The organism is Rhodococcus sp. BP-332, from assembly GCF_019836065.1.
GTDB lineage: Bacteria > Actinomycetota > Actinomycetes > Mycobacteriales > Mycobacteriaceae > Rhodococcoides.
In genome coordinates this window covers 93,715-114,782 of sequence record NZ_JABUEC010000005.1, presented here as the reverse complement: position 1 = coordinate 114,782, position 21,068 = coordinate 93,715, and the positions used below count along the sequence as shown (strand labels likewise).

Below are 21,068 nucleotides of genomic sequence, written 5' to 3'. Positions count from 1 at the left end.
TCATCGTCGCCATGATCGTTTTCTCCGTCATTTTCGCGGGTACCGCTGCCGACGCCTTCGAGGCCCTCAACGGGGCCATCACCGATGGTGTCGGATGGTGGTACATCCTCACGGCGACGGGATTCGTCGTGTTCGCTCTGTACTGCGGCGCCAGTCGTATCGGCAACATTCGCCTCGGCCGCGACGACGAGAGCCCCGAATTCGGCGTCCTCTCCTGGTTCGCTATGCTCTTCAGCGCCGGTATGGGCATCGGCCTGGTGTTTTACGGCGTCGCAGAACCGTTGTCGCACTACATCACTCCCCCGGTTGCCGGGGGTGTCGACGGATCGACCGACGCGGCCGCCAACCAGGCCATGGAGCTCACCCTGTACCACTGGGGTCTGCACGCATGGGCGATCTACGTCGTCGTCGGTCTCGGACTCGCGTACATGACCTACCGCAAGGGCCGCCCCCTGTCGGTTCGCTGGCTCCTCGAGCCACTGCTCGGACGGCAACGGATCGAGGGCGGTATCGGTCACGCCATCGACGCGATCGCCATCATCGGAACGCTGTTCGGCGTCGCGACCTCACTCGGTTTCGGTGTTCAGCAGATTTCCGCCGGTCTGTCCTACCTCGGCTGGGTGGAGACGAACAATTGGCTGACCATCGCCCTCATTGCCTTCGTCACGTTGCTCGCTACGTATTCCGTCGTCTCGGGTGTGTCGAAGGGCCTGAAATGGCTCTCCAACATAAACATGGCACTCGCCGCCGGCTTGGCTGTGTTCGTCCTGATCGCCGGACCGACGCTGTTCCTCATGCAGTCGTGGGTGCAGAACCTCGGTGGGTACGTCCAGGCACTGCCGGAATTGATGCTCCGTACATCGCCTTTCGCCGAGGACGGGTGGGCCGGCGCCTGGACCATCTTCTACTGGGGATGGTGGATGAGCTGGGCACCGTTCGTCGGCATGTTCATCGCACGGATCTCGCGCGGCCGCACGATCCGCGAATTCGTCTTCGGCGTGCTGCTCGCACCGACTCTCGTCGGCTCGCTGTGGTTCACCATCTTCGGTGACTCCGGAATCCTCCGTCAGCGCAACGAGGGCACCATGCTCGCCGACGACGGAACGGTCGGCACGGACACGAGCCTGTTCCAGCTTCTCGACGGTCTTCCGCTCGCGACCGTCACGAGCGTTCTCGCCATCGCGGTGATCGTGTTCTTCTTCGTCACCTCCTCGGACTCCGGCTCGCTGGTCATCGACATCCTCTCCACCGGTGGTGATCTCGACACACCCAAGATCACCCGCGTCTACTGGACCGTGCTCGAGGGCGTCGCTGCCGCTGTTCTGCTGCTGATCGGTGGATCCGGATCACTCACGGCCTTGCAGACGGCGTCGATCGCGACCGCGGTGCCGTTCTCGATCATCATGGTGCTGGCGTGCGTGTCACTCCTGAAGGCCTTCCGCTACGAGGTGGCCACCACGCCGTCCTACGTCCGGATCACCCCTGCCGGAGATGCACCGCCCGTGGACCGCGCGACACCGGCGCGACGGCCGGAGCGCGGCGGTATCTCCACCACGTTCGCCGGTCTGTCCCCGTCGAAGGACGGCCTGTCCACTCCGTCCGGGCTGCTCGCGGTCCAGTCGGTACCGCAGAGCCGACTTCAGATCGACCCGGACACCGGCGCCGTTCAGTACTCGGAGCACGACGAGCCGGTCGATCCGCTCGGCGGCGAGGTCTTCGACACCCCCGAGTTCGCGGACTCCGCCGAAGGCGAAGCCCACCAACGCCGTACCGACGCCACCGCGTACGACAACTCCTGATCGTCAGAGCACCGAAGGGCACCCCATGACGTCATCCTCGCCACCTCCCACGCGTCGCAGTCTGCTCTCGCGGGGGTCGTGGTCCGAAGCCTCGCGCATCACCGACGTGCTGCGCAAGGAGACCGTCGGGGGTGCCCTGTTGCTGGTCGCCACGGTGATCGCTCTCGTCTGGGCCAACTCCCCGTGGTCGGCCGCCTACGACACGCTCATGGCGACACGAGTGGGCCCGTCCGCGCTCCACCTCGATCTCACTCTCTCCACGTGGGCCGCGGACGGCCTGCTCGCGATCTTCTTCTTCGTCGTGGGCCTCGAACTCAAGCGCGAGTTCGTCGCCGGCGACCTCCGCGACCCGGCGCGTGCGGCCCTGCCCATCGCGGCCGCGATCGGCGGCATGGCCGTGCCCGCACTGATCTTCGTCGTCGTCAATCTGCGCACCGGTGACGGCGCACTGCTGGGGTGGGCCATTCCCACCGCGACCGACATCGCCTTCGCGGTCGCCGTTCTCGCCGTCGTCAGCACGCACCTACCGCTCGCATTGCGCACCTTTCTGCTCACGCTGGCCGTCGTCGACGATCTCCTCGCGGTGACGGTGATCGCGATCTTCTACACCGCCGACCTGAACTTCGTGGCGCTCGGCGCCGCGATGATCCCGCTCGCCCTCTTCGCCGTCGCCGTGCAGCGACGGATCCGGTCGTGGTGGATTCTCATTCCCCTCGCGGTCGTCACCTGGGTTCTCATGCACGAGTCCGGCGTTCACGCCACGGTCGCCGGCGTGCTGCTCGGATTCGCGGTGCCGGTGATCCGCAGCCGCGCCGCCGGCGGTCCGGAGGCCGGTCCCGGTATGGCCGAACACTTCGAACATCGCATCCGACCTCTCTCTGCCGGTGTCGCAGTGCCGCTCTTCGCATTCTGCGCCGCCGGCGTGACCGTCGGCGGCGTGTCGGGCTTCTTCGAGGCGCTCGGCGACCCGATCGCCATCGGCATCGTCGCGGGACTGGTGGTCGGCAAGACCATCGGCGTGCTGGGCACCACGTATCTCGTGTCCCGCTTCACCCGTGCCACTCTCGATGCCGGACTCGCGTGGCGTGACGTGTTCGGCGTCGCCGTTCTCGCCGGCATCGGTTTCACCGTCTCGCTGTTGATCGGCGACCTCGCCTTCGGTGAGAGCACCGAGCGAGACGATCACGTCAAGGTCGGAGTGCTGACCGGATCGGTGATCTCGGCGTGCATCGCCGCCGCGATTCTGCGCAGCCGCAACCGCGCGTACAAGCTGATCCACGAGGAGGAGACCCGCGACGACGATCACGACGGCATCCCCGACGTGTATCAGCGCCGCGAGGAGAGCTGACTCAGAGTTCGGTGACCGGCCTGCGGGCCGCGAGCAGAGCTGCGAACTCCTCGCCGTAGGCGAGATGGCGTCGCAACGTCTCGCACCGGTCCAGCGCCTTGTCGTGGCACTGGTCGACGAATTGTGTTGCGGCAGTTCGGTCCTCGTCGTCGGCATCGCCGTTCCCGAGGACGTCGAGGGCTGCGAGCAGCTCGCCCATCTCGGCCAGCGTGAACTCCAGCGGCTTCATCCGCCGGATCACCAACAACCGCTCGACGTCGGCCTCGGTGTAGAGCCGGAATCCGCCGGCCGATCGCGCCGACGGGACGACGAGACCCACCGAGTCGTAGTGGCGCAGTGTGCGAATGGACAGTGCCGTGCGCTCGGCGACCTCACCGATCTGCATGCTCTCGCCCACTGTCCCGCTCCTTCGTCGTACGTCGAGTGTGCGTCGACTCTAGTTCCGACCCGGAGACCGGGCCCGATCAGTGTCCTGCGCCGAGGTTTCCGCTGAGCCGGTCCCGTCGTTCCACGGACGACGCGTTCAGCCCCACGATCTCGACCTTCTTGCCCCTCGCCGCGTACTTCGTGGTGACGGCATCGAGCGTCGCGACCGTGGAGGCGTCCCAGATGTGGGACTCCGACATGTCGATGACGATGTTCTCGGGGTCACCGACGTAGTCGAACTGGTGGATCAGATCGTTGCTGGAGGCGAAGAACAGCTCTCCCAGGACCTTGTAGACGCGCGTGTTCTCGTCCGGGTGCGCCACGTCGACCACCTCGGTGAGGTGCGCGACCCGCCGCGCGAAGAGCACCATCGCGGTGACGACACCGACGACGACGCCGTAGGCCAGGTTGTGGGTCGCGACGGTCACGGCCACCGTGGCGATCATGACCAGCGTCTCGCTCTTGGGCATGCGCCGCAGGGTCGACGGACGGATGCTGTGCCAGTCGAACGTGCCCACCGAGACCATGATCATGACCGCGACCAACGCGGCCATCGGGATGAGTGCCACGATGTCGCCGAGTCCCACCACGAGGATCAGCAGGAACGTTCCGGCGAGGAAGGTCGAGATCCGGGTACGTGCGCCGGAGACCTTCACGTTGATCATGGTCTGGCCGATCATCGCGCAGCCGCCCATGCCGCCGGTGAAGCCCGTGACGAGGTTGGCGACACCCTGGCCCCAACCCTCGCGGGTCTTGTTCGAGCGCGAATCGGTGATGTCGTCCACCAGCTTCGCGGTCATGAGTGATTCGAGCAGACCCACCAGTGCGATGGCGAGCGAGAACGGCGCGATGATCGACAGGGTGTCGAGGGTGAACGGCACGTTCGGGAGCAGCAGCGTCGGAAGCGAGGACGGCAGCTCGCCCTCGTCGCCGACATCGGGAACCTGCAGCGCGAACACGAGGGTGGCGGCGGTGAGCATCACGATGGCGATCAACGGTGCGGGCACTACGGTCGTCAGCTTGGGAAGGAACACCATGACCACGAGACCCACTGCCACGAGGGGATACACCAGGGCGGGCACGCCGATGAGGTAGGGCAACTGCGACGTGAAGATGAGGATGGCGAGCGCGTTGACGAACCCGATCATCACGCTGCGCGGAATGAAGCGCATCAGCTTCGCCACTCCGACGACGCTGAGCACGATCTGCAGGACGCCACCGAGGATCACGGCGGCGATGAGGTAGTCGAGGCCGTACTCGCGTGACAGTGGCGCGACGACGAGGGCGATCGCTCCGGTGGCGGCCGAGATCATGGCCGGACGACCGCCGACGATCGAGATGGTGACCGCCATCGTGAAGGACGCGAACAGTCCGACGCGGGGATCGACACCGGCGATGATGGAGAACGAGATCGCCTCCGGGATCAGCGCCAGCGCGACGACCAGGCCCGCCAGCACCTCGGTCTTCAGTCGACGAGGTGAGCGCAGCGCGGCCAGCACCGAGGTGTCCTCGGGTGGGGCGACGGTCGAGCCGGCGTGGGACATGACGAGCCTCTTTCACGGTGCGGGACTGCCGGAGGCCGAGCACGGCCCTCCGCTGGGGCGGAACTCTACTCTCACCGGAGAGTAGAGTGCGAATTGACCGAGACCATCGACAACCGTCAATATAGAAGAATGTCGAATCAGTCAGAGCCCGACACGGGCGTCCGATGCTCGCCCCTGGTTCGTGAACCTCTGACCGAGCAGCAGTCGCACATCCTCGCGTCGATGTTCAAGGCGCTGGGCGACCCGGTCCGGTTGCGCCTGCTCAGTCTCATCGCGAGTCATGACGGTGGTGAGGCGTGCGTGTGCGACATCTCCGGATCCTTCGACCTGTCGCAGCCGACCATCTCCCACCACCTCAAGGTGCTTCGCCAGGCCGGCCTGCTCGGCTCCGAGCGGCGTGGAACCTGGGTCTACTACCGCGTGGTTCCCGATGCGCTGCAGCAGTTGTCGGCCGTCATGGCCACCGTCGACCCGACGCTGGTGACCGCATGAGCACCGCGGCGAACACCAGCGACCACCCCGCCGTCGTCGGCAAGCTCTCCACCCTCGACCGCTTCCTGCCGGTGTGGATCGGCGTCGCGATGGTCGTCGGGCTCCTGCTCGGACGACTGATCCCCGGGATGAACGACGCCCTGTCGTCCATCTCCGTCGACGGCGTCTCCCTGCCGATCGCGATCGGCCTGCTGATCATGATGTACCCGGTGCTGGCCAAGGTGCGTTACGACCGGCTCGACACCGTCACCGGTGACAAGAAGCTCCTGCTCGGTTCTCTCGCTCTGAATTGGATCCTGGGCCCCGCCTTGATGTTCGCTCTGGCCTGGCTGTTCCTCCCCGACCTACCGGAGTACCGCACCGGACTGATCATCGTCGGACTCGCCCGCTGCATCGCGATGGTCATCATCTGGAACGACCTCGCCTGCGGCGACCGCGAAGCCGCAGCCGTACTCGTGGCGATCAATTCTGTGTTCCAGGTGATCATGTTCGCCGTCCTCGGCTGGTTCTACCTCTCCGTGCTCCCCGGCTGGCTCGGCCTCGACCAGACCACCATCGAGGCATCACCGTGGCAGATCGCGAAGTCCGTGCTGATCTTCCTGGGCATCCCGTTGATCGCCGGATTCGCCTCCCGGTACTTCGGCGAACGCGCCAAGGGCCGCGACTGGTACGAGACCTCGTTCATCCCCAAGATCGGGCCGTGGGCGCTCTACGGACTGCTGTTCACCATCGTCGTCCTGTTCGCCCTGCAGGGCGACCGCATCACCTCCCAGCCCCTGGACGTCGTCCGCATCGCGCTCCCGCTGCTGGTGTACTTCGCCGTGATGTGGGGCGGCGGATACGCCCTCGGCGCCGCCATGGGCCTGGGCTACGAACGCACGACCACCCTGGCGTTCACCGCGGCGGGCAACAACTTCGAACTCGCCATTGCCGTCGCGATCGCCACCTACGGAGCCACGTCCGGCCAAGCCCTCGCCGGCGTCGTCGGACCCCTCATCGAAGTCCCCGTGCTCGTGGGACTCGTCTACGTCTCGCTGGCACTGCGCAGACGATTTTCACCCGCCCGACAGACGAAGGAATCCTGATGTACCGCAAGCCGAGTGTGTTGTTCGTCTGCGTGAAGAACGGCGGCAAGTCGCAGATGGCCGCAGGGCTGATGCGCACGGTCGCCGGTGACGATGTCGAGGTGCATTCCGCCGGGACTGCCCCCGGCAGTGCAGTCAATGCTCTGTCGGCCGAGTCGCTGCGTGAGGTCGGAGTCGATCTCACCGGTGAGCACCCCAAGCCGATCGATCCGGATCTGATGTCCCGGATGGACTTCGTCGTCACCCTCGGCACCGAGGCGACCGTCGACCCGGTCGAGGGACCGACCTACCTGAAGTGGGACACCGACGAGCCGTCGACGCGAGGTATCGAGGGCATCGAGCGGATGCGCCTGGTGCGCGACGACATCGCCACGCGCGTCGACGAACTCGCGGCGCGACTGCGGATCTGACACGGGCCGCACCCGACGGCCGGCACTCCCGTCGGAGTGGCGGCCGTCGGCCGGAGGTCAACCGAGAAGTTGTTCCATCCTGGCGATCTCGGCGTTCTGCGTGTCGACGATCGTGCGAGCCATCGCGACCGCGTCGTCGTTCGAGCCCTCTTCGATCTCCGTCTCCGCCATGGCGACCGCACCTCGATGATGGTCGATCATCATCGTCAGCCACCGCTGGTCGAACTCGTCGCCGGACAAGGCCGTCAGGGAGGCCATGTCCTGCGAACTCATCATTCCGCTCCCTGACCCGTGGTCCATGCCCTGCATGTCGTCGGGCGTTGCCGACGGAGACGGCTGACCCCACTCCGCCAGCCATGAGGCCAACTGGTCCATCTCGGGTCCCTGCGCGTCCGCGATCTCGTCGGCGAGCGTGACCACGTCCGGGTTCGTGGAACGCCCGTCGACCATGGAGGCCATCTCGACAGCCTGAGCATGGTGCGGGTACATCATCGATGCGAACGCGACGTCGGCGTCGGCGAAGTCCGCAGCGGGATCCTGAGACGGCGCGGACTCCATGGACGAGGAACCCATCGAGTGGCCCTCCATCGACGCGGACGACCCGTCGTCGCCACAACCGGCGACGAGGGCGACTCCGATCGCGGCAGCGGCGAGTGTGGTGACTGTCGTGTTCTTGACATGCATGGGCGTACTCCTGAGGTGTGTCGAACGGAAAAGGGGTCTGAATCGACGTGCGATCCGCCGGGGCATCACTGCCCCGGGCTCCCCGTCACACGCGCAGAAGTACCGAGTCGTCCAGCGAGGACAGCGCCCATGGTGGAGCTCGACCTGCGCGGGCGACGATCACGACGACACGGTCGGATGCGTCATCGAGCGCCGGCAGGCACTCGACGGCCCCGATCGGGACCGACATCGGCGGGAACGAGGTGACCGTCCCGATGCACGGATGCATCATGTCGTGACCGTCGGGACACGGCAGTCGCTCCGCCGCCGGACCGGGCTCCGCGATGTGCGTGGCGGCGTCAGCGTGGACCTCCGCGTCCATCGACGCGTGGTGGTTCGGCATCGCTTCATGGGCCGCGGCGGTCTGGACGGGCACCACCATGTGCATCAGCACCACGCCCAGTGCGATCGAGACGGCCCACCAGGCCATCGGCACAGCGAGGGTCAGCGAACGTCGCTGCCGAAGACTGTGCAACACGGGCCCCAGCGTACCGACGAGTACCCCCTGGGGGTACGTCGGGCGGTCGTCGCACCGAAACCCGGCAACCTCGGTCAGATACCCCAGGGGGTACTTGCATACCCCCCCTCGTATGTGACACGGTGTGCGCAGTACAGCGGATCGAACGCGGAAGGGGTGTCCTGTGGGCCCCCTTGCCGAATGCTCACAGTTCCACCGCTGAGCACACCCTCACACCACTTCTCGACGATGGCCGATCCAGGCCGCTCAGATACCCCCACCCGTATAGGAGTCCACCGTGTCCCAGTCCGACACCGTCGCCGAATCCCTGCCAGGCGACCACCACGACAGTGCCCTCGGCCGGTGGGGCGCAGCCATGGTCACCCGCCGCCGCTGGGTCTTCGGCACCTGGCTGATTCTGCTGATCGCCCTCGGATCCGCTGCACCGTCGGTGTTCGCGTCCCTCGCCGGCGCCGGGTGGCAGGCGAACGGATCGGAATCGGTGCAGGTCCGCGAGCTCGCCGAGGAGCACTTCGGCGGCAACTCCTCCGCCGCGGTGCAGGTCGTCGTCCACAGCGACTCCGGTGCGCTGAGCGACCCGGCAGCGACCGCCGCGCTCACCGGCGCGACCGACATCCTGAACGCGGACCCGCGTTTCGGTGAGATCGTGCCCCCGCAGCCGGGGATGACGATCAGCCCGGACGGACGCACCGGCATCCTCATCGCCGGCGCTGACGGCACCACCGACGAGATGGTCACCGCCGTCGACGACGTCAAGGACCAGCTCACCGCACTCTCCGGCGACGGTGTCGAGGTCTACCCCACCGGAGCGTCGGCGCTGTGGTCGGACTTCAACAAGGCCAACCACGACGCGATGATCCAGGCCGAACTCATCTCCTGGCCCGTCACCCTCGCCATCATGGTCCTCGCGTTCGGCTCGCTCGTCGCCGCCGGACTCCCGCTGCTCTTGACCATCGCCGGTCTCGTCGCCTCCGCCGGCGGGCTGGTCCTGCTCAACGAGATCACCCCGATCTCGGTGTGGGCCATGAACTTCGCCATGATGTTCGCCCTCGCACTCGGCATCGACTACGCACTGTTCCTCGTCGCCCGCTTCCGCGACGCCCTGCGCTCCCGCGATCCCCGCGCGGCCGTCGCCGAGACCATGGACACCGCCGGCAAAGCCGTGGTCCTGTCCGGACTCACCGTCCTCGTCAGCCTGTCCGCCGTGCTGATCGTCCCCGCCCCCGCAGTGCGGACCATGGCCGTCGGCATCATGCTCGCCGTCACCTTCGTCCTGCTCGCCACCCTCACCCTGCTCCCCGCCGCCCTCGGCGCGCTCGGATCGAAGGTCAACGCCGCGTCCCTCCCCTACGCGAAGCGTCAGCAGCACCGCTCGCCGATGTTCGCCGCGTGGGGCGCTCTCCTGCACAAGCACCCGTGGCCGTTCGCGCTCGCCTCGATCGGCGTCCTCGTCGCACTCGCACTTCCTGTTCTCGGCCTGAAGGTCGCGATGCCGTCGATCTCCGTGGTCCCCGAGGACGCACCGGTGCGGCAGGGCTACGCCCTCGTCCAGCAGCAGTTCGGTGACGGCGCCCCCGGCGCACTGCAGATCGTCGTCCCCGACACCGACGCCGCCGACACAGCCTCTGCCGCTTCGGAGGTGCCCGGTATCGCGATGGTCACCCCGCCGCAACCCGCCGCTGACGGCTCCGGCTATGCACTACTGCAGGCGATTCCGGCTGTCGACCCGTCCGACGAGTCGATGGGCACCATTCTTGCCGACCTCCGTGGCGAACTCCCGGAGTCGGCACTGGTCGGCGGCGCCCCCGCGGAGAACCTCGACCTGCAGCAGGCCCTGAACGACTACCTGCCGCTCGTCGTCACGATCATCCTGATCCTCGGATTCGTGCTGCTCCTCGTCGCACTGCAAGCACCCTTGATCGCGTTCCTGGGCACCGCGGTCAGCCTGCTCTCCACCGCCGCCGCGTTCGGCGTCGCGAAGCTGATCTTCCAGGACGGACACGGCGCCTCGCTGCTCGGATTCACCCCGCAGGGCTTCCTGAACGGGTGGGGGCCGGTGTTCTTCTTCGCGATGATCTTCGCCATCGCCATGGACTACACCGTGTTCCTCCTCGCCACCGCCAAGGAGCACTACGAGCGCACCGGCGACGCGACGACGGCGATGATCGACGGTCTCGCCCACTCGGGTCGGGTCATCTTCGCCGCGGCCGCGGTTATGGTGGCGGTGTTCTTCACCTTCGCCCTCGCCGACCCGCTCCCGCCGAAAGAGATGGGCATCATTCTCGGCGTCGCCGTGCTTCTCGACGCGGTGCTCATCCGGTTGATCCTGCTACCCGTCCTGCTCCGACTCACCGGCTCCGCCGCCTGGTGGTCACCCGCCTGGCTCCGCAAGGCTCTCCCGTCGATCAGCTTCTCTCACTGATCCGTTCACCCACCACCGAAGGACCACTCATGAATATCGCTCTGACCACCACTCTGACCGGCACCGACTTCGACACCGCCGTCCAGCGCACCCGAGACGCCCTGGCAGAGCAGGGTTTCGGTGTGCTCACCGAGATCGACATGCAGGCCACCCTGAAAGCCAAGCTCGGTGAGGACATGGAGCGCTACCTGATTCTCGGCGCGTGCAACCCGCCCCTGGCCCACCGCGCCGTCGGCGTCATGCGACAGATCGGCCTGCTGCTCCCCTGCAACGTCGTCGTCCGCGAGGACCCGGACAACGCCGACGTGATCATCGTCGACGCCATGAACCCCGACATCATGGTCCAGTCGACCGGAGTGCCGGCGCTCGGCGACGTCGCCCGCGACGCAGCGACCAAGCTCCGCGCTGCCATCGCCACGCTCGCCGACGAACCGGCACCCGGACACTGAGACTCTGATGCCCCCGGGGGTACCATCGACAGCTCACGGCAGTTCTGACAGGAGTTCATCATGGTCGGCGACGACGACAGCATCGCACTGGTACTCAACCGACTCCGGCGCGCCAACGGCCAACTCACCGGGGTCATCTCGATGATCGAGAACGGCCGCGACTGCAAGGAGGTCGTCACCCAGCTCGCCGCCGTCTCGCGCGCGCTCGACAGGGCAGGGTTCAAGATCGTCGCCACCGGCCTGCGCGAATGTATGACCGGTGCCACCGCCGACAACAAGGAACCCATGACCGAGGCGGAACTCGAGAAGCTGTTCCTCGCACTCGCGTGACGAGACGAGCACTCCTGCACACGGCGGCCCGACCGCGCGTCGCGCTCGCTGTCGTCGCCCTGGCCCTCACCGCGTGCGCTCCGTCGGGCGGTGTGCCCGTCTCGCCGGCTCCCACGTCGAGTCGAGCAGAGCGCGACGACGTCTCGACCGGACTGCAGGCTGTCGAGGAGCGCTACGACGTGACGGTGGGTGTCAGCCTCCTGAACACCGGGACCGGCGAGACGATCAGCTATCGCGGAGCCGAACGTTTCGGTTTCGCTTCGACAGTGAAGGTGTTCCTGGCAGCCGAGTTCCTGCGACGAACCCCTGAGGACGCTCGGGACGACCTCGTGAGGTGGACCGCGGCCGACATCGAGCGCGCGGGATATTCACCGGTGACCACGGCACGTCTGGACACCGGACTCACGGCGGCCGAGTTGGCGGAAGCGGCCGTGCGGGAGAGCGACAACACGGCGACCAACCTCGTGTTCGACCAAATCGGCGGTCCCGCAGAGCTCGATGCGGCTCTGTCCCGACTCGGCGACGATGTCACGGACATCGTCGACGTGGAGCCGGGCCTCAACACGGTTGGACCCGACAGCACCGGAAACACCACCACCGCCGACGCGTTCACGACGAGTCTGGCCGCACTGCGGGGTGCCGGCTCGTCGACCGATGCCGACGCAGCGATCCTGGCCGAGTGGATGAGCGGGAACGCCACGGGCGACGCACTCGTCCGCGCGGGGGCGCCGAGCGGATGGACGGTGGCCGACAAGTCGGGTGGCGCCGGGGTCGTGCGGAACGACATCGCCGTCGTCACACCACCCGGCCGTCCCCCGCTGGTACTGACGGTGCTGACACGGAAGAACGACGCCTCGGCACCGTACGAGGACGCCGCGGTGAGCGAGAGCGCCGCGGTCGTCCTGAACACCGTTCGGTAGCCCCTGAACACCGTTAGGTAGCCCCTGAACACCGTTAGGTAGTCTCGGAAAGTATGATCACCGCACCACTCAACGACGACATCGTCCTCGGTGCAGCCGAGCTCGAACGCGTGGATCGGGGCGTGCGCCCACACCGGCTCCCCCGTGCCGTCCGGCAACGCGATGCGGACCCGCAGCTCGCGATGATGGAGGCGCAACCGTCCGGAGTGCGTATCGCCGCGCGCACGACCGCCGTCCAGATGGTCCTCGAGGTCCACACCACGCGCATGACCTACCGGGGTGTGATGCGCGACCGGGGCGCCGTCGACGTGGTGGTGAACGACTCGGTGCTTCAGTCGCACGTGCTGTCGGGCGGTGACACCGTCGAGATCGATCCGACCACCGGGACGAGCACGGTCCACCCGGGAACGACGGAGCGCATCACCCTCACCGATCTGCCGGCCGGGGAGAAGACGGTCGAGATCTGGCTACCCCACAACGAACAGGTGGATCTGGTCTCGCTGTCCGCTGATGCCGTTCTGCACCCGGCGCCGACGAGCGGACCGAGGTGGCTGCACCACGGCAGCTCGATCAGCCAGGGATCCAACGCCGCGAGCCCTACGCGCATCTGGCCTGTCGTCGCGGCCCGTCGTGCCGGCGTTCGGCTGCGCAACCTGGGTTTCGGGGGCAGCGCCTTCGTCGATCCGTTCATGGCTCGCGTCGTGCGGGACTCCCCCGCGGACGTCATCAGCGTCAAGCTGGGCATCAACGTCGTCAACCTCGATGCAATGCGCCTTCGTTCGTTCGTTCCCGCAGTTCACGGGTTCCTCGACACCGTCCGCGACGGGCACCCGACCACACCGCTGCTGCTGATCTCGCCGATCCACTGCGCGATCCACGAGAACACTCCGGGACCCGGGGCGATCGATCCCGACTCGTTCGCCGCCGGCTCCGCGAGATTTCGCGCGACGGGCACGGAGGGCGACATCGCGCTCGGACGCCTGACACTTCGCGTGATCCGTGACGCGCTCGCTCAGATCGTCGACAGTCGATCGGACGACCCGAACCTCCACCACCTCGACGGACTGCTGCTTCTCGGCGAGGACGACGAACGGCGCCACCCACTTCCGGACAACCTGCATCCCGACACCGACGCCCACGCCGTCATGGGACAGCGTTTCGCGGACATCGCCTTCGGCCCGTCAGGGCCGTTCGCGCCGGGAGTGATCACGGGGCCTGGGCCCGACCGGGGAACGTGAGTGTGACCAGTCGGTGCATTCTCACGGAATGCGCGTGGGGTGGCGAGAATGGGGGTAGTCCCGAGTCAAGCGCGACACCCGCGCACCGAGAGAGGACAACCCTCGATGGTGAGCGCGGGGAACCACGACGGCAGGCTTCGCACGTCGGTCATCACCGACATCGTGGATGTCTGTGTCGATCTGACGGGCGCCGACGGCGCCGCCCTGGTTCTGGTCCCGCCCGGCGACTGGTCGGTGCAGAATGTCGCGCACGTGACAGACGCGACGGCGGCCCGCGTCGCACGGGAACTCCAGGCAATCGGGCTCGGTCCGGTCGTCGACGCTCTCGCCGACGGTGCGGTCCACGATGCCGCGGTGGAGGATTCACTCGATCGCCTGCGGTGGCCGCAGGTGACCGGCGCCCTGGGCGTCGGGTGGCTACGGGTGTTCCCTGTGGGCCCCCGCGCCCGACCGTCGGGAACCTTGCAACTTCACCGACGCACCTGGAGAGGTCGAGGGTGGTCGACGGAGCTCGACGGCCCTCTCGGCCGACTGGCGCACTCTCTCGGCACTCTGTGCGCCACCGACTTCGCCGCCGAGAACGGTGCACAGCCCGGCCCCGACACCGACGTGGTGCACACGGCGATCGGAATGATGGCCGCCAGGCACGAGCTTTCCGTATCCGCCGCATCCGCACTTCTGCGCGCGGTCGCTGATTCTCACGGGCGCTCGTCGGTGGCGCAGGCACGGGTCATCGTCGATTCAGTCGGGCGACGGGGAACCGGCACCTGACCTCGTTGATTGCGTCATAAGGGCAGCCTACCCTTAGCATCAAGGCATGATGCGTATTCCCGGCAGCGTCCCACGATGGACGAGACGCTCGATCACAGTTCTCATCGCCGCCGTGGCGGTGACCGCGCACCTCGTCGGCTGCAGCTCGTCGGACCCCGCTGACCCCGGTTCGGCGACGACCGCCGATGCGTCGTTCCCGAAGACGTTGCGGCACATGTACGGCGAGACCGTCCTCGACTCGACACCCGCCCGCGTGGCCACCTGGGGTGCCGGCGCCACGGATGCCGTGCTGGCTCTCGGGGTGATGCCGGTGGCCATGCCGTCGACCACGTACGGCGGCGGTGACGACCTGACGTACCCGTGGATCGCCGAGTCGATCGCCCGGAACGGCGGTGAGGCACCGGCTCTCCTGGACGACGTTTTGGGTCCCCTGTCGGTCGAGAAGCTCGTCGCAGCCGACCCCGACGTCCTGCTGGCACCACATTCCGGCCTCACTCGGAGCGAGTACGACGCGGTCACATCGGCCGGCATTCCCGTGGTCGCACCGCCGTCCGAGCTCTGGTCGACTCCGTGGCGAGACACGATCGGTGTCACCGGTGAGGTTCTCGGAAAGAGCGTCGAGGCAACGGAACTCGTGTCAGAACTGGACCAGCAGGTCGTCGGTGCCGGCGCAGGACACCCCGAGTTCCGAGACCGAACCATCGCCTACGTGTCCGAGGCGCAGGACGTCTACTACCTCCTGCTTCCCTCGGACCCGCGCGTCGAGTTGCTCGAGAACCTGGGATTCACGTCCGATCCGTCCGTCACCGAACTGGCGACCGGTGATTCCACGTTCTCGACCGCGGTGTCGTCCGAGGAAATCTCCCGAATCGATGCCTCTGTCGTCTTCACACAGGTGGACACGGACGCGGCACTCCGGGAGTTCCTGTCATCCGACGTGTCGCGGCAGATCCCCGCTGTGGCGGCAGGTGCCGTCGCCGGATTCGTCGGCCAGGAAGCCGGGGCCGCCATCGGCCCGACGGCACTGACGATTCCCTACTTCCTCCCGACTCTCGTCGACGGCTTGGCGACGGCGGTCGACGCAACGGAGCAGTGACGAACCACGGGACTCACCGGAGCGAATCGACGTCGCGCACCGCACCCTTGTCTGCGGACAGTGCGAGCGCGGCGTACGCACAGAGAGCGACGCTCACCTCGCGCTGCCTGTGGCGGGGCCGGAAGCCGTCGAGGGCAGAACGCCGTTGCGCGAGCACGCTGTCGGCGACGTCCAGTGTGATCGAGCGGTGCGGGATGTCGATGGTGATGCTGTCCCCGTCCTCGACCAGAGCGATCACGCCACCCGCGGCCGCCTCCGGAGACACGTGCCCGATCGACAGACCCGATGTCCCGCCGGAGAAGCGGCCGTCGGTGATCAGCGCACACGAAGCCCCGAGGCCGCGACCCTTGAGAAATGCTGTCGGATAGAGCATCTCCTGCATTCCGGGCCCACCGCGCGGACCCTCGTACCGCACGACCAGCACGTCGCCGGCCACGATCCGTCCGGACAGGATGGCGTCACATGCGTCCTCCTGCGACTCCACGACCACGGCCGGGCCGGTGAAGGTGAGGATGGAGTCGTCGACGCCCGCCGTCTTCACCACACATCCGTCGGCGGACAGGTTGCCGCGCAGAACCGCCAGGCCGCCGTCGGCCGAGTACGCGTGCTCCACATCGCGGATGCATCCGCCGGCGGAGTCGAGATCCAACGTCTCCCAACGCTCGGACTGCGAGAACGCAGTGGCGGAACGCACGCATCCCGGTGCGGCGTGGAACAACTCGATCGCGGCCTCGTCGGCACACCCGGACCGGACGTCCCACCGGTCGAGCCAGTCGGCGAGAGACTCCGAATGCACCGTGTGCACGTGATCGTGCAGATGCCCGCCCCTGCGGAGCTCACCGAGAATGGCGGGCACTCCACCGGCGCGGTGCACGTCCTCGACGAGGTAGTGCCCGTTGGGTGCCACCTTGCACAGACATGGGACCATCCGCGAACGCTTCTCGATATCGTCGAGGCTGTAGTCGAGTTCAGCCTCGCGTGCCGCGGCCAGGAGATGCAGGATCGTGTTCGTCGATCCACCCATCGCGATGTCGAGGGCCATGGCGTTGTCGAACGCAGCGCGTGAGGCGATCTGCCGAGGAAGGACCGACTCGTCGTCGTGGTCGTACCACCGACGGCACAGATCGACCACGGTGCGCCCGGCATTCTCGTAGAGGTCCCGACGCGCCGTGTGCGTGGCGAGCGTGGTTCCGTTGCCCGGCAGAGCGAGCCCCAGCGCTTCGGTCAGGCAGTTCATCGAGTTTGCCGTGAACATGCCCGAGCAGCTCCCGCACGTGGGGCACGCTGACTCCTCCACGCGTGCCAGGTCCTCGTCCGAGACGTCACCGGCGGCGGCATCGGACATGGCGGACACCAGGGTGAGTCGGGTTCGCACGGTGCCGTCGACGAGCACTGCGGTGCCACCCTCCATCGGACCGCCCGAGACGAACACCACCGGGATGTTCAGTCGCAGTGCGGCCATGAGCATCCCGGGGGTGATCTTGTCGCAGTTCGAGATGCACACGAGAGCGTCCGCGCAGTGTGCGTTCACCATGTACTCGACGGAGTCGGCGATGAGATCGCGGGAGGGCAGCGAGTAGAGCATCCCGCCGTGTCCCATCGCGATGCCGTCGTCGACCGCGATCGTGTTGAACTCGCGCGGAATGCCGCCGGCTGCGGTGATCGCGTCCGAGACGATGCGGCCGACCGGCTGGAGATGGGTGTGGCCGGGAACGAACTCGGTGAAGCTGTTCGCGACGGCGATGATCGGCTTACCGAAATCGTCGCCGTTCACCCCCGCGGCGCGTAGTAGCGCGCGGGCCCCCGCCATGTTGCGTCCGTGCGTGACGGTTCTCGATCGAAGTGCAGGCATGGGGACGACGATGCCGGTCGAGTGCCGCCGCAGGAAGACAGCTCCGGTACTGGTATCACCACCACCACCTTCACGCGTGGACGATCGTAGAGTTGCCGTGTGACCACCGACCGGGACTTCGCCGCGCGCCGTGAGCTGGGAGCTTTCCTGCGCGCCCGCCGCTCGGCACTGCCACGGTCGCGGCTCGGGTTGCCGCCCGTTCCGCGGGGCCGGTCGACAGGCTTACGTAGGGAGGACGTCTCGTCGCTGTCCCACGTCAGCGTCACCTGGTACACCTGGCTCGAACAAGGGCGCGACATCCACCCGTCACGCCAAGTCCTCGATGCCATTGCTGCGACGCTGCACCTCACGCCTGCCGAGCACGATTACGTTCTCGACCTCGCGGGACACCCGCCCACGCCGACACCGTCGAGCGCGGAGACGACGCCGCCGGCCGTGCAACGTCTGCTCGATGCCCTCACCGATTTCCCCGCGTTCGCTCTCCGTCCGGAGTGGACGATCGCCGGATGGAATCGTGCGTACCGTGCGTTGTTCCCCCGCATCGAGACCGTGGAGGCAGCGGACCGAAACCTCCTGTGGCTGGTCTTCACCGACCCGTACGTGCGTGAGTTGCTCCCGCACTGGGAGACCGACAGCAGACGCTTCCTCGCGGAGTTCCGGGCGGACGGAGGCGCCGCCCTCGGCACCGCCGCCTTCACCGATCTGGTCGATCGGCTCCGCAGGACGAGTGACACGTTCGCCGACGGGTGGGACAACCGCGACATCGAGGGATTCGCCTCACGTGAGCGCGTCTTCCGGCACCCTGTCGTCGGAGAGCTGCGCTTCGAGCACCACCAGTTGGCGCCGACCGATCACAAGGACCTGAACATCGTCGTCTACCTTCCTGTCGCGGGGACCGACACTCGCGAGAAGGTGCAGCGCCTGATCGGCGAATGACGCCGACCCGGATCGGCACGGACACGAAAGAGGGACACATGGCTACCGTCCTCATCACCACCGACTACCTCCACCCCGGCGACGACGTCGACACCCTGCTCCGGGCGCACGGTCACGAGACCGTCCACTCCCCCGCCGCCGGGCCCCGTCCCGACGGTGAGATGGCCGCGCTCCTCGCCGGGTGTGACGCTGCCGTCATCGCCAGCGAACCCGTCACCGCCGCCATGCTCGCCGCGGCCCCGTCCCTCAGGGTGATCGCGCGTAGCGGAGTCGGATACGACTCGATCGACATCGAGGCCGCCACCGCTCACGGCGTCCTCGTCTGTAACACCCCCGGAGCCAACCGCCATGCGGTGGCCGAGATGACCCTCGCTCTGCTCCTGATGTGCGCGAGGCGGATCGGTGAGACCACCGACGGCGTGCGGCGCGGAGAGTGGCCACGCCACGACACCCGGCAGCTACGGGGCGCGACTCTCGGCATCATCGGTCTCGGGCCGAGCGGACGGGCCGTCGCGGACCTCGCTCACGCATTCGGCATGACCGTCCTGATCTCCACCGGCCATCCCGACCCCGCACTCGACGTCACCTACGTCGACAGAACCACTCTGCTCCGCGGGTCCGACTTCGTCAGTCTCCACGCCCGTGCCGGCGGCGCACCCGTCATCGACGCCGCGGCACTCGCCGAGATGAAACCCTCTGCCTACCTGGTCAACACGGCCCGCGGATCGATGGTCGACGAGGATGCCCTCGTCGACGCGCTCCGCGACCACACCATCGCTGGGGCGGCACTCGACGTCTTCGCCATCGAACCACCGGACCCGGACAATCCGCTCCTGGCCATGCCCACGGTCGTCGCCACCTCCCACCTGGCCGGTCAGACCCGGGAGGCGCGCACCGATGCGGGTACCGCCGCCGCCGAGTCCGTCATCGCAGCACTGGCCGGTCGGCCAGCTGCGGGTGCGATCAACGAGTCGGCGGTGGCGACGAGACGACCCTGAGCCGCCGCCGGCCGGAGCCCCTGGATCATGCAGGAGTACCCCCCGGTCGGCGTCAGGTCGACGAGCTCGAGCGGTCGACGGCGTCCGCAAGGCGGTCGAGCCAGTCCGCGTACTCGGCATAGGTGTTGGGACGCTTGTCGTCCCAGTCCAGAACATCGCCCGAGGTGATCGCAGGAATGGAACCGTAGACGGGTGAGGCGTCCAGCACCTCACGGCTCGCGGGGTACTCGAGAACGATGTCGGCAGGGTACTGAGCCACGTTCTCCCAGCTCACCGTCGCCCACGGTCCGTCGAATCCCGGACCCGCGAGACTCACACCGAGGTCCGAGAGCAGTCCCAGCACCGACAACTGTTCCGTTCCGATGTACACGGCGTCGGCGGCCGCGTTGACGGGCAGCACCGTCACGCCGGGATTCGCGGCGACAGCATCGCGCACCCGCTGTTTCGCCGCGTCGTAGTCCGCACGGTCGGATGCGATCTCCGGGGAGTCCACGTCGGCGCCCAGTGATGCTGCGAGCGAACGGTATTGATCCAGCGTTCCGTCGAGCGACGAGGACGGGTCGATGCCAAGGAAGGGAGCGACGACGTTGATCTGCTCGGCCTGCGCTGCCTCCCACCAGATCCAGGACGTGGGATCGGTCTCGGCGGAATAGCCGACGACGAGGTCGGCGCCCATATTCGCCGCCACCTCCGTCTCGAACACCGCATCCGTACCCACGACGGTCATGGAATCGAGGTCCGCGTCACCGAGACCCAGCCCGTTGGTGATGCCGTAGCCGTAGACCCCGGCAGGGCGAACACCGTAGTCCCACAGTGCGGCAGCCGAATACGCATCGACGACCACCGTGTCCGGCGGTGCGTCCAGCGCCACGGTGTTGCCGAAGGCAGTGGTGTGAGACCACCCTTCCCCACCGGAACTGCTCCCGGACTCGGTGGAACACCCGGCGACAGCCAGAGCCAGGGCAGCGAGGAGAGCGCCGGCGCGCCCGGCGGAGATGGTCGACATGTCCGAATGTTAGCGCAGGCTTACCTCACTTCAGTGAGTCACCGTCTGCGTGAACGGCGGGCGCCTCCGAGATTGACGACCAGCGCAACGAGCGCCAGCACTACCGCCACGACCCACCCATCCGGGGCCACCGCGTGGACGAGGATCACGGCACCGAGAACGACGAGCGCAGCAAGCGCGACCACCCCGAGCCCGGGCCGCCGAGCGCTGTGCGGGTGCGACGGTCCAGAGCGCCGAGTCGTGTCCTCACACGTCGACCCTACGACGTCGAGTCCACCGCTCCGGATCGAGTTCCCGTTCGCGGAGGTTCCAGAGTGCGGATCTCAGGCCAGCGCGAACCGGGTGCGCAAATTCTGCGTCTGCCGGTGCAGCTCTCGCAGAGTCCGCTTGTGTGTCGCGGCCTGCTGCTCGTGCCACGTACCGGTGGGCGCGTTCCCCCTGGCCCGAGCTTCTGCGGCGAGCCGACGCGCGTCCTCGAGTTGAACCGATACGGTCGCGATCTCGTCGTCCAGCGCCGCGAGAAACACCCGCGCCTGCGCCACGTCCGAATCGTCCGCCACCCCGGTTCGCCTCCATCGTCATCGACCGTGCCGGTCCAGTCACTCACGATAGCGAGCCGCCCCTGCTGCCACACCCCTCACCACTCCCGTGTGCCGGACGATCCGGTGCAGTGAACCGTGTACAGCACGGTCAGCTGCACCGGATCACGCACAGCGGTCGCGTGGTCGATGAGTTGCCGACCTCG

General features: G+C 67.4%; 21 protein-coding genes. 14 read left to right on the top strand and 7 right to left on the bottom strand.

Annotated elements, in window-relative coordinates; translation table 11 throughout:
- Positions 1 to 11 precede the first annotated feature (11 nt).
- On the top strand, positions 12 to 1,799 hold the full coding sequence (locus tag HQ314_RS18775; protein WP_235578789.1) for a BCCT family transporter: 1,788 nt from the start codon (positions 12 to 14) through the stop codon (positions 1,797 to 1,799).
- Positions 1,800 to 1,824: 25 nt separating this feature from the next.
- Entirely contained in the window at positions 1,825 to 3,147 is a 1,323-nt protein-coding gene (gene nhaA / locus HQ314_RS18770; RefSeq protein WP_027504387.1) for a Na+/H+ antiporter NhaA, read from the top strand.
- Between the two features lies 1 nt (position 3,148).
- On the opposite strand, the gene HQ314_RS18765 is transcribed toward nhaA, so the two are convergent.
- Both HQ314_RS18765 and HQ314_RS18760 read right to left on the bottom strand, forming a co-directional pair.
- Positions 3,149 to 3,532: a MerR family transcriptional regulator gene (locus HQ314_RS18765; protein ID WP_222646663.1), complete on the bottom strand. Its 384-nt coding sequence runs from the start codon at positions 3,530 to 3,532 to the stop codon at positions 3,149 to 3,151.
- A gap of 79 nt (positions 3,533 to 3,611) precedes the next feature.
- The gene (locus HQ314_RS18760) at positions 3,612 to 5,117 is read right to left on the bottom strand and encodes a SulP family inorganic anion transporter (RefSeq protein WP_222646538.1); all 1,506 of its coding nucleotides are present in this window, start codon (positions 5,115 to 5,117) and stop codon (positions 3,612 to 3,614) included.
- Positions 5,118 to 5,246: 129 nt separating this feature from the next.
- Between HQ314_RS18760 and HQ314_RS18755 the strand changes: the two genes are divergently transcribed.
- Genes HQ314_RS18755 through HQ314_RS18745 form a run of 3 tightly spaced genes read left to right on the top strand, consistent with a single transcriptional unit; the run spans position 5,247 to position 7,104 of the window.
- Positions 5,247 to 5,609, top strand: a complete 363-nt coding sequence (locus HQ314_RS18755; protein ID WP_056446484.1) for a helix-turn-helix transcriptional regulator — start codon at positions 5,247 to 5,249, stop codon at positions 5,607 to 5,609.
- Positions 5,606 to 6,694 carry an ACR3 family arsenite efflux transporter gene (gene arsB / locus HQ314_RS18750; protein ID WP_222628042.1) on the top strand — a complete coding sequence of 363 codons (1,089 nt, stop codon included), beginning with the start codon at positions 5,606 to 5,608 and terminating at the stop codon, positions 6,692 to 6,694. Before HQ314_RS18755 ends, arsB begins: the two co-directional genes overlap by 4 nt.
- Entirely contained in the window at positions 6,694 to 7,104 is a 411-nt protein-coding gene (locus HQ314_RS18745; RefSeq protein ID WP_222650911.1) for a low molecular weight phosphatase family protein, read from the top strand. Before arsB ends, HQ314_RS18745 begins: the two co-directional genes overlap by 1 nt.
- A 57-nt stretch (positions 7,105 to 7,161) precedes the next feature.
- Here HQ314_RS18745 and HQ314_RS18740 read toward each other — a convergent pair whose 3' ends face one another.
- Both HQ314_RS18740 and HQ314_RS18735 read right to left on the bottom strand, forming a co-directional pair.
- On the bottom strand, positions 7,162 to 7,788 hold the full coding sequence (locus HQ314_RS18740) for a DUF305 domain-containing protein (protein ID WP_027504393.1): 627 nt from the start codon (positions 7,786 to 7,788) through the stop codon (positions 7,162 to 7,164).
- Positions 7,789 to 7,873: 85 nt separating this feature from the next.
- Positions 7,874 to 8,305: a DUF6153 family protein gene (locus HQ314_RS18735; RefSeq protein ID WP_222650910.1), complete on the bottom strand. Its 432-nt coding sequence runs from the start codon at positions 8,303 to 8,305 to the stop codon at positions 7,874 to 7,876.
- 355 nt (positions 8,306 to 8,660) lie between these two features.
- On the opposite strand from HQ314_RS18735, the gene HQ314_RS18730 reads away from it, so the two are divergent.
- The 7 genes from HQ314_RS18730 (at position 8,661) to HQ314_RS18700 (ending at position 15,531) form a co-directional block, all read left to right on the top strand.
- The gene (locus HQ314_RS18730; RefSeq protein WP_222651020.1) at positions 8,661 to 10,727 is read left to right on the top strand and encodes an MMPL family transporter; all 2,067 of its coding nucleotides are present in this window, start codon (positions 8,661 to 8,663) and stop codon (positions 10,725 to 10,727) included.
- Positions 10,728 to 10,756: 29 nt separating this feature from the next.
- Positions 10,757 to 11,176 carry a DUF302 domain-containing protein gene (locus tag HQ314_RS18725; protein ID WP_222650909.1) on the top strand — a complete coding sequence of 140 codons (420 nt, stop codon included), beginning with the start codon at positions 10,757 to 10,759 and terminating at the stop codon, positions 11,174 to 11,176.
- Positions 11,177 to 11,236: 60 nt separating this feature from the next.
- A complete protein-coding gene (locus HQ314_RS18720; protein ID WP_027504397.1) occupies positions 11,237 to 11,506 on the top strand; it encodes a metal-sensitive transcriptional regulator in 270 nt (89 codons plus the stop codon).
- Complete coding sequence (gene bla / locus HQ314_RS18715) at positions 11,503 to 12,426, top strand: class A beta-lactamase (RefSeq protein ID WP_222650908.1); 924 nt, start codon at positions 11,503 to 11,505, stop codon at positions 12,424 to 12,426. Before HQ314_RS18720 ends, bla begins: the two co-directional genes overlap by 4 nt.
- Positions 12,427 to 12,479: 53 nt before the next feature.
- Positions 12,480 to 13,664, top strand: coding sequence for an SGNH/GDSL hydrolase family protein (locus tag HQ314_RS18710; RefSeq protein ID WP_222650907.1), 1,185 nt, complete (start codon positions 12,480 to 12,482; stop codon positions 13,662 to 13,664).
- Positions 13,665 to 13,769: 105 nt separating this feature from the next.
- Entirely contained in the window at positions 13,770 to 14,435 is a 666-nt protein-coding gene (locus tag HQ314_RS18705; protein WP_222650906.1) for a hypothetical protein, read from the top strand.
- A 46-nt stretch (positions 14,436 to 14,481) separates the two neighbouring features.
- On the top strand, positions 14,482 to 15,531 hold the full coding sequence (locus HQ314_RS18700) for an ABC transporter substrate-binding protein (protein ID WP_261781856.1): 1,050 nt from the start codon (positions 14,482 to 14,484) through the stop codon (positions 15,529 to 15,531).
- Between the two features lie 13 nt (positions 15,532 to 15,544).
- Here the strand turns inward: HQ314_RS18700 and ilvD are convergent, their stop codons facing one another.
- Positions 15,545 to 17,383, bottom strand: coding sequence for a dihydroxy-acid dehydratase (ilvD, locus tag HQ314_RS18695; protein WP_222650905.1), 1,839 nt, complete (start codon positions 17,381 to 17,383; stop codon positions 15,545 to 15,547).
- Positions 17,384 to 17,482: 99 nt separating this feature from the next.
- Between ilvD and HQ314_RS18690 the strand changes: the two genes are divergently transcribed.
- Both HQ314_RS18690 and HQ314_RS18685 read left to right on the top strand, forming a co-directional pair.
- Positions 17,483 to 18,319 carry a helix-turn-helix transcriptional regulator gene (locus HQ314_RS18690; protein WP_222650904.1) on the top strand — a complete coding sequence of 279 codons (837 nt, stop codon included), beginning with the start codon at positions 17,483 to 17,485 and terminating at the stop codon, positions 18,317 to 18,319.
- A 38-nt stretch (positions 18,320 to 18,357) separates the two neighbouring features.
- Complete coding sequence (locus tag HQ314_RS18685) at positions 18,358 to 19,317, top strand: phosphoglycerate dehydrogenase (RefSeq protein WP_222650903.1); 960 nt, start codon at positions 18,358 to 18,360, stop codon at positions 19,315 to 19,317.
- 52 nt (positions 19,318 to 19,369) lie between these two features.
- Here HQ314_RS18685 and HQ314_RS18680 read toward each other — a convergent pair whose 3' ends face one another.
- Both HQ314_RS18680 and HQ314_RS18675 read right to left on the bottom strand, forming a co-directional pair.
- Positions 19,370 to 20,323, bottom strand: coding sequence for an ABC transporter substrate-binding protein (locus HQ314_RS18680; protein WP_222650902.1), 954 nt, complete (start codon positions 20,321 to 20,323; stop codon positions 19,370 to 19,372).
- A gap of 323 nt (positions 20,324 to 20,646) precedes the next feature.
- Complete coding sequence (locus HQ314_RS18675; RefSeq protein WP_037184052.1) at positions 20,647 to 20,883, bottom strand: hypothetical protein; 237 nt, start codon at positions 20,881 to 20,883, stop codon at positions 20,647 to 20,649.
- Positions 20,884 to 21,068 lie beyond the last annotated feature (185 nt).